General features: G+C 39.4%; 14 protein-coding genes and 1 tRNA gene. 4 read left to right on the plus strand and 11 right to left on the minus strand.

The genetic code is table 11. The features are described from left to right. The first annotated feature begins 22 nt into the window (after positions 1-22). Entirely contained in the window at positions 23-1,795 is a 1,773-nt protein-coding gene (locus BLS24_RS07730) for a methyl-accepting chemotaxis protein (protein ID WP_091757743.1), read from the plus strand. Here the strand turns inward: BLS24_RS07730 and BLS24_RS07735 are convergent. The 5 genes from BLS24_RS07735 to BLS24_RS07755 all read right to left on the minus strand — a co-directional run bounded on the left by BLS24_RS07735 (position 1,790) and on the right by BLS24_RS07755 (position 9,171). After that, positions 1,790-3,034, minus strand: coding sequence for a 6-phosphofructokinase (locus BLS24_RS07735; protein WP_091757745.1), 1,245 nt, complete (start codon positions 3,032-3,034; stop codon positions 1,790-1,792). The genes BLS24_RS07730 and BLS24_RS07735 overlap by 6 nt on opposite strands. A 110-nt stretch (positions 3,035-3,144) precedes the next feature. Beyond that, positions 3,145-4,071, minus strand: a complete 927-nt coding sequence (locus BLS24_RS07740) for an SGNH/GDSL hydrolase family protein (RefSeq protein WP_143015152.1) — start codon at positions 4,069-4,071, stop codon at positions 3,145-3,147. A 37-nt stretch (positions 4,072-4,108) separates the two neighbouring features. Continuing rightward, positions 4,109-5,434, minus strand: a complete 1,326-nt coding sequence (locus tag BLS24_RS07745; RefSeq protein WP_091757749.1) for a sensor histidine kinase — start codon at positions 5,432-5,434, stop codon at positions 4,109-4,111. A 151-nt stretch (positions 5,435-5,585) separates the two neighbouring features. Beyond that, positions 5,586-7,373: an ABC transporter ATP-binding protein gene (locus BLS24_RS07750; protein WP_091757752.1), complete on the minus strand. Its 1,788-nt coding sequence runs from the start codon at positions 7,371-7,373 to the stop codon at positions 5,586-5,588. Positions 7,374-7,389: 16 nt separating this feature from the next. Next, entirely contained in the window at positions 7,390-9,171 is a 1,782-nt protein-coding gene (locus BLS24_RS07755) for an ABC transporter ATP-binding protein (protein ID WP_091757754.1), read from the minus strand. A gap of 200 nt (positions 9,172-9,371) precedes the next feature. Here BLS24_RS07755 and BLS24_RS07760 point away from each other — a divergent pair, with 200 nt between their 5' ends. From BLS24_RS07760 to BLS24_RS07770, 3 genes are all read left to right on the plus strand, one after another. Beyond that, positions 9,372-11,054 (plus strand): GGDEF domain-containing protein, encoded by a 1,683-nt coding sequence (locus BLS24_RS07760; protein ID WP_176764369.1) that lies wholly within the window; start codon positions 9,372-9,374, stop codon positions 11,052-11,054. A gap of 67 nt (positions 11,055-11,121) precedes the next feature. Further along, a tRNA-Thr gene (locus BLS24_RS07765) sits at positions 11,122-11,194 on the plus strand. A 215-nt stretch (positions 11,195-11,409) separates the two neighbouring features. Beyond that, on the plus strand, positions 11,410-11,679 hold the full coding sequence (locus BLS24_RS07770) for a hypothetical protein (protein ID WP_071176643.1): 270 nt from the start codon (positions 11,410-11,412) through the stop codon (positions 11,677-11,679). Between the two features lie 94 nt (positions 11,680-11,773). Here the strand turns inward: BLS24_RS07770 and BLS24_RS07775 are convergent, their stop codons facing one another. The 6 genes from BLS24_RS07775 to BLS24_RS07805 form a co-directional block, all read right to left on the minus strand. Further along, the gene (locus tag BLS24_RS07775; protein ID WP_091757758.1) at positions 11,774-12,715 is read right to left on the minus strand and encodes a hypothetical protein; all 942 of its coding nucleotides are present in this window, start codon (positions 12,713-12,715) and stop codon (positions 11,774-11,776) included. 495 nt (positions 12,716-13,210) lie between these two features. Beyond that, on the minus strand, positions 13,211-13,540 hold the full coding sequence (locus tag BLS24_RS07785; RefSeq protein ID WP_091757762.1) for a hypothetical protein: 330 nt from the start codon (positions 13,538-13,540) through the stop codon (positions 13,211-13,213). Further along, a complete protein-coding gene (locus tag BLS24_RS07790) occupies positions 13,537-14,658 on the minus strand; it encodes an ankyrin repeat domain-containing protein (protein ID WP_091757764.1) in 1,122 nt (373 codons plus the stop codon). The genes BLS24_RS07785 and BLS24_RS07790 overlap by 4 nt, the downstream gene beginning before the upstream one ends. 74 nt (positions 14,659-14,732) lie before the next feature. Beyond that, positions 14,733-15,368 carry a hypothetical protein gene (locus BLS24_RS07795; RefSeq protein WP_091757766.1) on the minus strand — a complete coding sequence of 212 codons (636 nt, stop codon included), beginning with the start codon at positions 15,366-15,368 and terminating at the stop codon, positions 14,733-14,735. 17 nt (positions 15,369-15,385) lie between these two features. After that, positions 15,386-15,907: a DUF4364 family protein gene (locus BLS24_RS07800; protein WP_091757768.1), complete on the minus strand. Its 522-nt coding sequence runs from the start codon at positions 15,905-15,907 to the stop codon at positions 15,386-15,388. Positions 15,908-15,932: 25 nt separating this feature from the next. Then, complete coding sequence (locus BLS24_RS07805) at positions 15,933-17,081, minus strand: NAD(P)-dependent malic enzyme (protein ID WP_071176650.1); 1,149 nt, start codon at positions 17,079-17,081, stop codon at positions 15,933-15,935. Between the last annotated feature and the right edge of the window lie 25 nt (positions 17,082-17,106).

Raw genomic sequence — 17,106 nt, forward strand, 5'->3', positions numbered from 1 at the left:
TCACGGAGGAGAAAACTAAATAATGAACAGAAAGTCAGGCTCTAAATTCAACGCTCGTATGTCAGTCATTCTTCTGGTAGTGACTATTCCTCTCATCCTTGCCTTAATTGGTGGCATGTTCTACAGTAGCTATCATTTAACAGCTCTTGAAAAAAATGATGAGGAGCTCTACTTCAACATGTTGTACAAGATCAGTAATGACCTTGTAAAAGCCGACAGAGACTTTTATCAGGCTATGCTTGGGGGCACAGAGTATATCGCCTATAAGCCTTATGCTGACGAGACTCTTCTTAAGGAGTATCTTGATACTTACACCACAAACTCTCAGCAGACATTAGATGGTGTTAAGGCTGCAGCTGAGCTTGCGTCCAAGAACAACTATCTCTACAACGAGATGAAGTCAGAATCAGGTAACACTTTCTCTTCTCTTTATTCAGATTTCCAAACAATATTTGCAAAATGGCAAACAGACTACGATTTTTCTACAAACTCAGGTAACTCAAAGGCTTTTTCTCTTGACTTTGAAGAAGCAAGAAACTGTCTCGATGAAATGGGTCAGATTGTGGAAGCTTGGGCTATTCAAGAAAAGACAGCCAATCAAAAGTCTGTTGCAACCAGCATAACTATAGGAATGATCGTATTTGCATTCGTATCAGTACTACTCCTTGCAATTACTATCATCATGATCTTTAACATTGTTAAGAGCTTAAAGGCCATCAACGAATCTGTAGACAGGATCGCAACAGGCGACTTTGTAACTAAGATCAAAGCAGGTAGCATGGTAACAGACTTTAACGAAATATGCACAAAGCTTGAGTCCATGAGACATGATCTTAGAAACGCTCTGGTAAAAGTAATAAACCATGCAGATTCAGTTAATTCAAAGGCTGAGCTTGCCAAGAACAGCATCTCTAATTCACAGACTACAACAGCTGATATCAGTTCTGTTGTTAACGACCTTGCTTCTGGAGCAACCTCAATGGCTGAAGATGTTCAGAGCACATCAAGTGTAACTGTCAACATGGGAACAGCTGTTGATAACGTCCGCGATTCAGCAAATGCTAACCTTAGACGTGGTTCAATGGTCTACACTGAATCAGAAAAGGTTAAAGAACAGCTTGAACAGATCAAGCTCCAGGATCAGACCAATGATGAGATGGCAACTCAGGTTGCTGATTCAGTAAATGAGACAGCAAACGTAGTAGCTCAGATCTCATCTGCTGCTGAGTCTATCATCTCGATTGCAAACCAGACTAATCTCCTTGCCCTTAACGCTTCTATTGAAGCTGCAAGAGCAGGTGAAGCAGGAAGAGGTTTTGCAGTAGTTGCTGATAACATCAAGAACCTTGCAGGTAACACAAACTCACTTGCTGGTGAGATCACTAACATGCTTGCAACTATTACAGATTATTCAAATACTAACAAGGAACTTACTGAGAATATCAAGACTGCTATCTCCAATCAGACCTTCGCTCTTGAAGAGATGAGCGAATCCTTCGATCAGATGCTTGCTCTGTTAAAAGAGACAGAAACTGGAAATAAGCAGATCGTAGAACTTGTAGAGACTATGAACACAGATAAGGATAACATCCTTAACTCTGTTGAATCTCTTTCAAGTATTTCAGAAGAAAATGCAGCATCAACGCAGCAGACAAGCGCTTCTCTCATGCAGCTTGACAGCAACATGGAATCTGTTGTTCAGCAGGCCGTAGACCTTCAGAAGATTGCAGAAGAGCTTACTGCTAACGTTAAATACTTCAAAGTTGAACTCCCTCAGGAGCAAAACGCTTTATAATGCCTCAGGTATTATGAGATGCCTTGGTAGTCCTCCAGACATGATAGGCATCAATTCACCACATATAAGGGGTCTTGCATAGTGCTCAAAGCTCTGTGTGAGGCCTCTTTTATCGTCTGTTATCCACTCAACCGGAACTTTCTTTTCATAGTTGGCGATAGCGTGGATATCGTATGTATCATAGATGCAGATATATGGGTAATCTGCAGTATTTTCCATCATTCTCTTCATGATGACCATCTTGCCGGTCTTTTTCTCACTAGCAGCTATGACAGCCTGAACACCGCACTGGTATGCCTCTTTCACATCTGTAAGTGAAGAAGCATGGGAAGCTGCTCTCTGCAGTGTGCTAAGCTCAACTGTTCGGGTACGAAGTCCCAGCTCATTTGTAAGCTTGTCAGCTAAAACTCTTGATGCTGCGCTCATCTGCTTGTGTCCAAATGTATCTGTTTCTACATTTCCATTTAGCTCACAGACATATCTTCCATCTGCTAGCTTAATACCCTCTGAAATGACAATTAAAGCCGGTTTATGGGCCTTAGAAAGTTCTTTTGCATAATTCATGAAATCGTCCATATCAAATGGGATTTCGGGCAAATAAATGGCATCAGGTCCTGAACAGTCATCTGAAGCGCAAAGTGAAGCTGCTGCCGCAAGCCAACCTGCATTTCTACCCATGATCTCCACAATGACTATAGCTGGATTTCTTGGATCAGAAGCCTGATTGTCTCTTATAAGCTCTTTTACGCTGGTTGCTATATACTTAGCAGATGAGCCAAATCCAGGACAATGGTCCGTGATAGGAAGATCGTTATCAATTGTTTTTGGAATACCTATAAACTGTTTGTCATATCCATGACTAGAAGAATAATCTGATAGTTTCATAATGGTGTCCATAGAATCGTTGCCACCAATATAGAAAAAAGAATCGATATTATACTTGTCTAATATCTCAAAGATCTGTTCGTATGCTGAATTATCTACTGAAGCTTCTGGAAGCTTGTATCTGCAAGTACCAAGAACTGAAGCTGGTGTTCTCTTAAGCAGTTCCACATTGGTGGGATCACTTAAGTATTTATCCAGATCAATAAACTCTCCGTGTAATAGTCCCTCGATACCATGAATCATACCAAAGACCTTGTTTGCACCAAGCTCTTTAGCTTTGACATAAGCTCCTGCTACTGAAGCATTAATTGCCGCTGTTGGTCCTCCCGACTGACCAATAATGACATTATTCATTAGATTCCTCCAAAAGTTGTATTTGTAGCCCGCCCAAAAACATACAAATACTCCACGCATAATAATAGCCCATGTCAGATGATTCTGTACATGGGCTATATTACCAAATATTAAGCTTGTGTTGTCATAACAGACATATAATATGAATAAAGATTCTTGTAAGTGGTCTTATCATAGTGAAGTCCGTCTGACGCATTAAATCCGTTCTGCTGCAAGAATGTGTATCCATCGATCCACTGAATTCTAGGATCAAGCTCATTCTTGAGTTTGGAGTTAAAACTTTCGATCTGATCATTTGTTACTCTTGCTGAAGAACCAACAGGTGTAACTGCAGCATAGTAAACTGTAATTCCTGCTTCTGTCCAAGCATCAATATTGCTATTAACAAGCTTGATATACTTAGAAGCATTACCAAGATCATTAACACCAAAGTTAATGACCATTACTGTTCCATTTCCAGCTGTCTCTGAGATCTCAGAAAGAGCTGTATTCTTGAACCAGTTATATCCCTCTCCAACCTTGGCTACATAAGCCTTGTCTGTAGAACCTACAGCCATCTTGAGCTGAACTGTTCTGGAATCTCCTACAAAGAGATAAGGAACTCCTGGTAATCCCTCTGTAAAAAAGTCTCCCATAACAAATCCAAGGTTTTCATTATAAGAAATTTCATACCATCCGTTGTCTGTTGCTCCAATGACCTGTACTGCGCTTCCCCAGCTAAGTTTGCCGATCTTGTCATAATCTGTACCTGCGCCTGCTCTAACATTTACTGTATCGCTGGCATACATAGTAACGGGTGTCTCGTAATCTGTAATTGAATAAGGTGCTGTTTCTACTTCCTTTCCTGCGTTAGCAACCTCAAGGTCTAAATTGTTATCTACGAGTACCTGTTCATTAGATACAGTTTCAGTTACTTCTGAGATATTCTCTGAAGCAATTACCTTCTGATCCGCTGTTACTCCTGCGCAAACAACTGCAGCAAACATTCCTGCAAAGGCCAATAAAGCGATAAAATTTTTTCTTTTAATCTTACGCATGAATGAGATTTTACAATAACAGTAAAATCTTGTCAAACTATCGACTTGTTTTCTTAGGAATAATGATCTCAACTGTAGTCCCCACCCCAGGCGTAGACGATATTCTCATCTCCGCATTCTCGACAATCTTAAGTCTGTTCCTAACATTTCTGATTCCGATCCGTTTGTTATCGTTCACAACTTCTTTTTCATATTCATTAACATCAAATCCAACACCATCATCAGAAATCTTGATTCTGATGTATCCATACCCCTCTTCAGTACTGATCCTGATATTTCCAAATTCATCCAATCCTTTGGCACATACACCATGATTGACTGCATTTTCTACAATTGGCTGTATAGTAAGAGCTGGTATATCAAAATCTGTAGCCTTGATATCATATTCAACCTTGAATCTATTTGGGAATCTTGCTTCTTCGATGGCTAAGTAATCTTTTGTATGTTGCAGTTCCTCAATAAAAGGAATTGGTTCCTCTGTTTCGATGGAGCTTACATTTTCTTTAAGGTAATCCGCAAGACTTTCTAATATCTCTTTTGCCTTATTTATATCTTTGTCACAAAGATTACTAATGGCACTTAAGGTGTTATACAAAAAGTGAGGCTTGATCTGGGAAATAGCAATCCTCATTCGCATATCCTCAAGTTCCTGATTTTGCTTTTCAATGTATCCCCTCTGCTCCATCATTGTCTTGGCATTATCTTCAAGGGCCTGACCAAACATGATAAGAGATACGATTATGATAGCGATATTTGAAAGTGAAAAGCCGTAGATAAAGAGCTGCACTATAGATGCCAATATCGGAAGTGTTATAAACAACAAGATAGCATTGCATCTCTTTTTGTTGATCTGATCTCTTTTGATCCAAACATAAGCCCCAACGCCTATTGATTCAACTAGAACAATTATTGTCCAGATAATAAATCCAGGTCCGCGCTGATATAGGTTAGTTTCTGGATTGATGGTATAAACAAAGCCATACATCTGAGCTATTGCTAGGTAAAGTTCAGCTACAGAGCCAAGTCCTCCCATGTAGAACATAACTCTTATACTTCTTTTTTCAGGCTGAATGGACAATATAACGTAAGCCGTCAGAAATACTGGCAAAATAGCATTACATACAAATGACATGTAATTAGAAAAATTCAAAATAGCATAGGCAAGAGATCCTGGATTTCCTCTAAAAAACCAAGCTGCGGAATCAAAAAATAAAAGTACACTGACAGTAAGTTCAAGCTCCGCAAGAGCTCTATACTGCTCCTTGATCACAGTTCTTCCTATAAAAAGATATATTGCTGATATTACAGCAAAGATACTTCCCCAAAGTTCTAAACAAGTGTATACATACTTTAGTTCCAGCACTGTAGCACCTCCGTTATAGCCTCCTATAGTTGCCTGGCGTTACATTCTTACCCCACTTAAATATACTCCCTCTATTATAACTCATTTTTAACGGAATATCATTAAAGCAAAAAAGCTCCAGCGTTTATTCGCTGGAGCTAAAACTATATTCTTATCCTACTTCCATGCCATCGATCTGAGCAGTGTAAAGGTGATAATAATCGCCCTTCTTGGCCATGAGTTCTTCATGACTTCCGCATTCAGTAATACCACCCTTATCAATGTACATGATCTTGTCACACTTTGTGATAGTTGAAAGTCTGTGAGCTATGATAAAGCTTGTTCTACCCTCAAGCATTGCATCAAGACCTTTCTGAAGTGCTCTTTCAGTCTGAACATCGATACTTGATGTGGCTTCATCAAGAACTAGGATCGCAGGATCAGATAAAAGAGTTCTCGCAAAGGATATAAGCTGCTTTTGTCCCTGAGAAAGAAGCGCGCCTCTTTCCTTAACCTCTGTGTTATATCTCTTTGGCATGAACTTGATGAAATCATCGGCACATACAGCCTTGCTGGCTCTTCTAACCTCTGCCTCTGTGGCATCAAGTTTACCATATCTGATATTGTCGCCAATAGTTCCTGAGAAAATGAAGCTATCCTGTAGCATTATTCCCATCTGTGATCTAAGGGAATTAAGCGTAACCTTGGAGATGTCTTGTCCATCAATAAGGATTCTTCCGCTCTGGACATCATAAAATCTTGAAATAAGGCTTACGATAGTACTCTTTCCTGCTCCTGTTGGTCCAACAAGAGCCACACTCTCACCAGGCTTTACGCTAAATGATACGTCATGCAGTACTTCTTTTCCCTTCTCATAGGAAAAAGATACGTTTTCAAAAGTTACCTCTCCAACAAGCTTGCCAATTGGCCTTGCATCTGGCGCATCATCAATAGTTACAGGCTCATCCATGGTCTCAAAGATTCTCTCAAGATAAGCCATGTTGTTGATAAAGTTGTTAAAGATATTTCCAAGGTTCATGATTGGCTGCCAGAATCTTGAAGCATAGCTTGATATAGCTACGATAACACCAAGAGATTCATTGCCCTGTGAGAATACAAGGAGCGCAAACATGAAGATCGCAGCCCTTACAAGAACTGATATAGTATCGATACCAGGCCATACCATGGTACTGTAGCTTACAGCCTTCATCCAGGTCTTTCTGCAGTTGCTAGAAAGAGTCTTGAAAATATCAGCGTTTTCTTCTTCTCTTGCAAATATCTGAGTAATTCTTGCTCCAACAATGTTCTCCTGAAGGTAAGCATTGAGGTTTGAGTTTTTGTTTGAAACCGCCTGCCAAGCCTTTCTTTGCTTGTTCTTGATCCAGAACATAAACACCATGAGGATTGGTACACCAGCTAGAACCACAAGACTTAGTTTTACATCTACCGCAAGCATGAAAACAATGATAAATACAAGGTTTATGATCTCAAGGATAACATTTATGAGACCGTTACTTAGCATATCTGATACAGAGTTTACGTAGTTAACTACTCTTACCAGAATCTTGCCGTGTGGTCTGTCGTCATAGTACTGAAATGGAAGCTTCTGGAGATGCTCAAAGAGATCTCCTCTTATCTGGTAAATGATATCCTGGCTGACATTTACCATAATATGTGAACGGATGGTTGTCATGATAACGCTCACAATGTAAAAGGCTGTCGCTGCAATTACCAACCTAAACAGCATATCTCTATCCTGATTTGGAACTGCGATATCAAGCGCTCTCTGAACGATCATAGGGCTCACAAGAGCTGCCGCACCACCAAGAGCAGAAAAGAAAAGAGCTGCTCCCATCTTTCCTGCATGTTTCTTAATATAACCAGAAGCCCTAAGTAAATGTTTTATGTCAAAAGGCTCTTCTAGTATTTCATCTTCTTTATATGTATTCCTACGTGGCATTTTAGTGTCCTTTCTATCAACCTACCTGAAGCTTAACAAGTTCTGCGTAGTAGCCGCCTTTTTTGATCAGTTCCTCATGAGTTCCGCGCTCTGTGATCTCGCCGTGCTGCATAATAAGGATCTGGTCCGCATCCTTTGTGGTTGAGATACGCTGCGCGATGATAATCTTTGTACATTCAAAATCAAGGTGCCTCAAGCTGTCCTGAATCTCTTTTTCCGTTTCAAGATCCACAGCTGATGTTGTATCATCAAGTATCAAAATCGAAGGTCTGACTGCCAGCGCTCTTGCAAGAGATATTCTCTGCTTCTGTCCGCCGGAGAGGCCCACACCTCTTTCACCAACGATAGTCTCATATCCTTCTGGCATCTTGGCAATAAAGTCAGATGCTGCAGAATACTTGGCAAATCTCACAACCTCTTCTCTACTGATCTCGCTGTCACCATAGGCAATGTTACCGTCGATAGTATCTGAATAAAGAAGTACGTCCTGAGTTGCAAGACCTATGTTCTTTCTGAGCTGATGAAGCTTTAACTTATTGACATTGACTCCGTCTATGAGTACTTCGCCGCTTGTTGGCTCATAGAATCTAGGAATAAGGTGTATAAGCGATGTCTTGCCACATCCAGTCTCGCCCATGATAGCAATAGTCTGTCCCTTCTTGACGCTAAAAGAAATATGCTCAAGAACAGGCAGGTCGCTGTCTGCATATTGAAATGAAACGTCCTTAAACTCGATATTTCCTTCAAATCTTTCAGGCTTGTCTATTGCATCCTTGGCATCTACGATCTCAGGCTCCGAGTAATATATCTCCATAACCTTGGCAGATGCTGCAGAAAATCTCTGGAATTCATTCATTACGTTACCAAGCTGTCTCATAGGGTTTGCAATAGCCCAGATAAGACCTGAGAACGCCACATATTCTCCAAGGGAAATCTTGCCTTCTATTAGGAAAAGACCTCCCACAAGAATGAGGATAACTGACAGGCAGTTAGCAAGTGTTTCAACATAAGGATAGAACTTAAGCCAGGTAAAAGCTGTCTTTTTATTGGTATCTCTGTAGTCCTTGTTACACTCATCGAACTTTTCTATCTCATAGCTTTCTCTTGCAAATGCCTTGACTACTCTATTACCTGCAATGTTTTCCTGCGCTACTGTGTTCATATATGCAAGCTTCTCACGAAGAAGAGCGTGCATAGGAGCTACAAGGAGCTTGAACACATAGATGATAAAGAAGATAAGAGGAGCAACTATCAAAAGGCTCACAGCAAGCTTCCAATCCATGATCATAAAATAGATTGCAGTTGCAGACACCAAAGATATGGCCTCTATCACCATTCTGATAACCCAAGCAACCATATGTCTTACAGCATCAAGGTCACCAGTAACTCTAGTCATAAGGTCACCTGTCCTATAAGTGCTGTAAAACTTCATATCCTGTCTCTGAATCTTGTCATATAGGAAATTTCTAACTTTGAAAAGAACTGCCTGTGACACATACTCATATCCCATGCAGTCAAAATAGACGATGATACATCTAAGGATTGTCAGACCTACCATCAAACAAAGGAGTCTTATAAACTCATCTGGGTGGTTAGCCAGATTTTCTTTTGCCCCATCTCCTGAAAGGAACCTGTTAACGATCTGCCCAGAAAAAAAAGGCACAGTCAGCTGTAAGATGTTATAAACAACTGTGCCAAACATAGCAAGGACATACAGCGCTCTGTAGCCCTTCATGTTGTCCCAAAGCCACTGGATCCTGGTCCTTGGATACTTCCACTTCTCATTATTCTTTTTCATAATAGTCTTCACCCCTATAGCCGTGATGTTGTTTTTAGCTATATTTCGATTCTATTATTCATATTTCCATTCTTCAAGCACGTTTATTGCACTTTTCTGCCCATTTTTTGTCATTAATAAATTATCAGGCTTCTTTCTTAATACTTTTATTATAATTTCGTCAATAGACGCCATGCTATAATTGTTGTGAGGTGATGTTTATGGATTTTAATTTCGTTAGACGTCTTATAGCATTTGCATATACACTATTGCTTCTTTTGTTTATTGGTCTAGGCTTTTGCTATACCAACGAAACCAATGACTATTTTCGCGAAAATTCCATGCTCTTCAATGATTACTGGAAGGTTGATGGAAAGATCATCACATTCCCATATAGCAATAACAATGAATTTACTATAAGCAACACCCTGCCTCTTGTATATGGCGACCAGCTACTGATAATAAGGTGTTATTATGAAGACTTTACTGCAATAATAAATGGTGAAGAAATCGTTGAATCAAGGCCGACAACACTCTTTGGAATATCTACGAATGTTGGTAAAAAAGAAATCTGGATCCCCCTCCTCAATGATTATACAAATAAAGAGGTGTCTGTCAGGATTAAGATGCAATCTTCTATCTATGGTTCTGAATTAACTGAAGCTTTCATTACTACCAGATCTGCATATGGAATCAGTCAGCTAAAGAAAAACGTTCCTTCTGTTGTTTTGTTTGTTTTGTTTACTGTTACCGGAATTATAGAGCTCTTTATCTCTGCTTACTTCATTGTCAAAAGAGCCAGCCTTATCAGGAAACTTACGTTTGAAGCCTTGTTTTATGCAGGATGTTTTTCTATTATTTCTGCCCAATGGATCATAAATGAAACAAGACTTCCATTTATTATATTTGGCTACATGACTGGATTTTCAGTATTAAATATAATCTCATTCCTGTTAATGCCGCTTCTTTTCTTTGAACTAACCAGGGCACTTTTTTACCGTGTTGGTAAGATTGATAATGCTATAGACTGTATCCTGGCTCTCTCTATTGCTGTCTCTTGCCTGCTGGCTGTAAAAGGAGTCATAGACTGGGGAGATCTTGTTTATATTGCCCATGCAATCGATGCGATTGTAATGATATTAGTAGGCTATTACTCATACGCCAGCATTAGGAAGGAAAAGAAATTCTGTTCAAGAACCGGAATTGCTCTTGCAAATGGCATATTTATGGTAATTGCGGGAATTGCTCTTATTCAATATATTGACAACGTTGATTATAACTATATTCTGCTGATAATAGTTGGTCTTATGATCTTTATCATGGTTCAGGTAGGCCTCATATATAGAAGAATAGGTCTAAATGTCAAAGAAGAAAAAGAATTTGCTCAAGCCAAGATATTTGCCTTTACCGATGAGCTTACTAAGCTCTCAAACAGAAGACATTTTTACAAAATCATCGACGATTATGAAAAAGACAAACTTCCTGCCAATCTTACTTTTATAGCGATAGATGTAAACAGGCTAAAGTATTATAACGATACCTATGGTCATGAAGCTGGAGATGAACTTTTGCTTGGAACAGCCGAATGTCTAAGGAACGCCTTCTCATCATCTTCTACTGCTATGATCAGCAGAATGGGTGGAGACGAATTTGCTGTGCTACTGATTGCATCTCCTGCCGAATTAAAAAACAGACTTAGCGCACTAAGACTAAGTCTAAAGAAATGGAAGGGAAAATATATTGACGGTATAAGTGTAGCCATCGGATACGCAGTCTCATCTGACTACCCAGACGAATCTATAGATGAACTTTCAAAAATAGCGGACAAAGAAATGTATAATGACAAGCTTCAATTCTATAAGTCTTCTGGTCTCGAGAGAAGAAGCTCTTCAAAATCAGATTAACAGTAATTTGATTGACACTGCCGAATGCCCTTGCTATAATATCATTCGTGACTAATTTAAGTCAGATGCTGTTGTAGCACAGTCGGTAGTGCGTCGCATTGGTAGTGCGGAGGTCACGGGTTCGATTCCCGTCAGCAGCTCTTTTTAAAAAACAGCAATCACGCGCTTTGCATGATTGCTGTTTTTGTTTTACCTCAATTTAGTAACTACCTGCTTTCAGACTTTTTCTGTTTTATAACATACACACGAATTGTTTATCGTCATTTAATACTATTTTAATAGCAATTATCATAGAAATATGTTTATAATACAAAAAATATAAACCTCATGATTGCTTTGCAAAGGAGGGCTGGTTATGAGTATTAATGGAATTGGCGGCGGAATGCAACAGGCATATCCGGTACAGCAAACTCAGAAGCAACAGGTAGCTGTAGCTCCTAAGATTGAAGATGAAGCTCAGTCTACTCTTCTCGATACAGAAGGTCAGAAAGAACGTCTCGAGAAAATGAAGATGGAAGCTCAGAAACATGCTCAAGAGCAGACAAAGGAGCAGATGGATCTCTCTGAGAGATCTTCAGCAGCTATGGGATTTGGCAACAAGATTCAGATGGAACTTATGAAATAAGAGGTTCAAGATAACTGAATAGAATAAAATACCCGGTTAGAAGGCTGTACATATTACAGTTTTCTAACCGGGTTTTTAATTAATGGCTACTATATTAGCTATTTTCGCTGGCACTATCGATAAGTTCAGATGCGCTCTTTGCTGCTTTTCTAAGTGCATAATCTGTAGGATTGTTGAAAGCGTCTCTGATATTAAGAACTCTGTCACCTGTCTCGCTCATTGATACAATGTTTGCTCGAAGCTGAGTATCAAGCTCATTGTTCTGAACATACTGGATGTACTCGCAGAGAGTTTCAAGGTCATCATCTCCGCCAAGTGCAATTATAAATACCATATAAAGAACAAAGAGTCCAATGATGATCGCTGCAAATAAAAGGTTCTTAGTGATTGCTAAAATGATTCCTGAAATGCAGATTACAGTAAATCCGATATCAAAAAGAACTTTGCTCTTAATCTCAGACTTAACAGTTCTTAAAAGGAATCTCTTACTATCCTGCACGAAGTATGTAATAAGGTCATAAAGCATGTCCTTATCCTCTTCTTCATAGCAACCGATCTGGTAAGTTACGATAAGCTTAGCTGCGTTCTCGTAAGCCTTGTTTACAATATTCTTGTAGATAAATGTAAAATTCTTAACAACTGGAATCATCTCTAAGATTGAAGCAGCAGCCATAGCACCACTAGCCATCTTGTAGAGAATAAGTCCGCAAGTACGGCTCTTTGATCTCATCCCCTTTGAACCATACTTCTTTAATCTCTCTAATCCCTCAGCAACAGGATCAGCAGAAATCTCTTTTCCCACAAGTGCTCTGCATACCATAAGGTCTGATGCGTAATAGTACATGTTCTGTCTTGGTGTGCTAAGCACAAAATACAGGAAAAATCCGATCACTCCAATTGACATAAATGGGAAAATCTGTGCCTTAAGTCCTATGATGTACATGAGCACGAATACAAGCTCTACTGACATCAAAATCAGAGTTTTCTTTCTGAACTGCCCCTTAATATCCTTTGCTAACTTTTTTCTTTCTTCCATTCCTCACTCTCTCCTTGTCAAAAGAATATTTTCTCCCCCGTTAAGAAAATATTACAACGCATTAAAACAAATTGTAACATATTCCTTTGCAAGATATAAGCCCATATTTTATCAATATTTGAGCAATTATTATTCAAGTTCTAAATGAGTCTTGGTCCAAGTGTTATGCGGAAGTCACCTTTTTTGGGAGGGGGCGGCTTTGGGCTTTTTTGAGGGCGGCTTTTGGCTTTTGGGGTGGCGGTTTTTGGCTTTTGGGAGCCTTTTTTAGCCGTTTTTTTGAATTTTTCTTGTTTAGGCTAAACTTTTCAATTTTTGATGCCCCTGTTTTCGTGAGTACCTTAGCCGAAATGGTTAATCCTTGTAGTTTTCGGCTAAATATAAACTTGAAAAATATTTGTGGCGAAGAAATCTTTTTAGCCTAAAAGCATGATATTCTATCATGTAGGCTAAAAATAACCTTCTATCTTGTTTCATTTCATACTTATCTTCATTTGATCACCTATACACTGCGCAGTAGATTTTATCAGTTTCCAAACTACTAACAGCTCTGTTGCTACCTTTAATCTCAACTTTAACGCATCGATTTCCATTCATGCGTATGAAAGCAACTTTTTTCTCAGGATTCTCACGTTCTGCAGTATTCTGTCTTTCATCTGAATTCATGTAGATAGCCCATACTGTTAATCCATTTGTGTAGGGCAGATATTCGGCAACTTTACTTTTCAAAAAAGAAGATAACATCTCGTCTTCCTTATATTCTAGTGATGCCACTCTATCGTAGTCATCTCCATTACTTACGCTCTCTCTAGATACATGCATGATCATCTTTTGTATGAAGCCCTCCCAAGCTTAATTGGATTACTGTTAAGGCTTACCCATTTAACAGCCATTTCTTCCAGTAACTCAACTGGCTCTTTGTCACAACAGCCTTTACTATTATCTATTTCAAGCGCGGCATTTCTTACCTTCTCAATATCTGCTTCTTCCAAAGGTGTTCCCATGGATAAATATTTTTCAAGTGCCTTTACCATTTTGCTATATGAACTATCCCAGTTTATACCACCATTTCTAAGTGTTTCGTCGGCTACTCTTCCGGTAACTCTGATCACTTCTCCCTGAACGTTTTTGCATTTTCCTGATCCAGGAACAAGATAATCCCAGAGTGCATCATGAATTTCCCCAACAGGAAGCGACATATCTACAGTTATCGAAGATACGCCATCGTGCTTGATAATAGGTTTTGCAGGCACAACATCAAATATCTCATAGAATTTATCCATTTCCGCATCGCTAGCCTCAAAGGAATAATCAGGATAGTTAGCCTTAGCAAGTTCATGCCTATCCCCTATCTTACGGATATATTCTCTGGCTTTTTCCCATTCTTCTGTAGGAATTCCTTCTTTTCCACCACATGCATCGATCAAGATCTTAGCAATCTCCGACTTATTTTTCTCTCCAGGTTCTAATCTCCTTATCATGTAAAGAAGCGGAGTTAAATTATCATACACAGGAAGGGTATGGTGTTTTGGATCAGCTCCATTATCCAGAAGAAGTTTTACAATATCAATCTTTCCAGAATCTGCAGCATCAAATAGCGGTGTCTCCCCTTCATAATCTGTAGCCTGAACATCAGCACCATGTCCGATCAAAAACTTACATATCTCATAGTTTCCCATTCTAGCATGTTTGCAAAGTGGTGTTCCATAAGTATTTGGAGCATTGACATCTGCACCTCGTTCCACCAACCACTCTACAATTTCTAATGGAAGATTCGTCTCATGAAGAGCAGTATACTTATAGCCACCAGCATATGTTGCATCAAGCTCACACTCTGATAAGATTGCTTTACATTTCTCTATATCTTCATTCGTCCATGGTTCATTTGATTTCCCGTAGCATAAATCCGAAAATTCATCAGGTATTATCTTTTTTAGATTTGCCATATTCTTTCCCTCTATAATTTCAAAAAAGACCTCCGTATAAGCGGAGGCCTTCCATACAATTCATTTCCAACCTATTACTCTGTCATGCGAGTGTCCGTTTCATCATGATACATAGGGATATAGATATCAACTTCCTGTATCAGATCATCATCCAAGACATCTTTTTCATATGGTGACTCTGATGTAACCCACAAATGAATAATTACATTTCCTTTTGAAAAGCATGATATATTCAGATAGCTATTAAAAAATTCATCACATTCCCAAATAAAGCCAGCTTTTTCAAGCTTTTCCTTAGCATTCTTGTACTTTTCACCACAATGAATGCCTAAAATATGATGACCAGAACTGCCAGACTTTAATCTAATGTATGTCCTAAACACCTTGCCTTCAGCCTGAACATAAGCGCCTTCGCATTCTATTCCATCGTCAAATTCAACGAAAGGGCCTTCCATAGGATCTACTATATCTTGCATTTCTCCCATTAGCTCAAAGGCCATATCGCTATTTTGGTTCACATGATCAATAGTAGCAAGATCTTCCTCAGTAAGCTCTGAATAAGTTACACTCTTGTGATCATAGACACTTTTTTTCTCTTTTTTATGACCAAATATGCCCTTTCCATCTTCATTTGAAGAGCATGAACATAATACAAGTGCTATAACTAACAACGTACAAAAATAAAATATATTTCTCTTATGTTGTTTCATATAGTTCCTCTTGTCAATCAGTCAGACATCAATGTTTCCATCAGATACTGATATACTTCCTGGTTGCAATCCTGCCACTTCTTGCAGATGTTACGGGCAATTTCTTCTGTTGGTACAGCAAGCTTGATCTCTACGATGCTCTGACCATTCTCATTGGCAATAAGCTGAGCTGTGTATTCATTCTCAGCAGTCTTGGTGTAATCGCCGAGAATTGAACCTTCGTCTCTGAGCTTCATGCTGTTTTCTCTAAGGTACTCATCTATCTGAGTCTTGATCGCTGGATTGATCCTGTTACCAAAGAACTTAAGTGTCTCTTCACCTTCAGAAGTCATCTCGAGGTATGTTCTGCTGACCATAGACTTTTCGATGATAAGACCTGAAGAAACCATTTCCGCAAATACTTCCTGAAGTGTAAGGAAGTTAGTGTACTCGTTTTCTAATATAAAATCGTAAATCTGTGACTTGCTAAGAGGCGCATCACAGCGCTTTAGCATGTACAGAACTATCATCTTATACAAAGTAAGATACTTTGAACTCAATTTAACTTATCTCCTAAAACTAAACTTAAATCTTTTCTTTTACTGCTGCAGAGATCACATCTGCTACTCTTGGATCAAAAGCTGCTGGAAGAATGTTCTCATCATTTAGCTCATCATCTGGAACAAGTCCTGCAAGAGCAACTGCTGCTGCAAGCTTCATCTCCTCTGTGATCTGCTTGGCACCGCCTTCAAGGGCTCCTCTAAAGATACCAGGGAATACAAGAACGTTGTTGACCTGGTTAGGGAAGTCTGATCTACCAGTACCGATAACTCTGATTCCAGCCTCTTTTGCCACATCTGGCATGATCTCTGGAACTGGGTTGGCCATAGCAAACATTATAGCATCTTTGTTCATCTGCTGCGCCATCTCTTTTGTTACGATATTAGGAGCTGAAACTCCTACGAAGATATCTGCACCTTTGAGTGCATCTGCAAGTGTACCTGTCTTCTGCTCTGGATTTGTAACATCCATCATCTTTTCCTGCATCCAGTTAAGGTCCTTAGATGCCTTTGAAAGAATGCCTGACTTGTCGCACATTGTCACGTTCTTGAATCCATAGCTTAAGAGAAGCTTTGTGATAGCAATACCAGCACTTCCTGCGCCGTTTACTACTACCTTACATGTCTCTTTATCCTTGCCTACTACCTTAAGTCCATTGATAACACCAGCAAGAACTACGATAGCTGTACCGTGCTGGTCATCGTGGAATACTGGGATATCCAGCATCTCTTTTAACCTCTCTTCAATCTCAAAGCATCTAGGAGCTGAGATATCCTCAAGGTTGATGCCACCAAAGCCAGGTGCAAGGTATTTAACTGCCTTGATGATCTCTTCTGTATCCTGAGTATCAAGACAGATAGGAACAGCATTAACTCCGCCAAACTCTTTAAAAAGCACCGCTTTGCCTTCCATAACAGGCATTGCTGCGTAAGGTCCAATGTTTCCAAGTCCAAGAACTGCGCTACCATCTGAAACCACTGCAATAGTGTTTGATTTGATAGTGTATTTGTAAGCAAGGCTCTTATCCTCGGCAATGAGCTTACAAGGCTCAGCTACACCTGGCGTGTAAGCGATAGCAAGGTCTTCTTTTGACTTTACTTCTGCTTTGGATCTGATTTCCAGCTTACCATTCCATTCTTCGTGCATCTTAAGTGCTTTTTCTGCGTTTGTCATAATAATGCTCCTCCTAGTTATGTTA

Source organism: Butyrivibrio sp. INlla18, from assembly GCF_900103635.1.
In the GTDB taxonomy this organism is placed as follows: domain Bacteria; phylum Bacillota; class Clostridia; order Lachnospirales; family Lachnospiraceae; genus Butyrivibrio.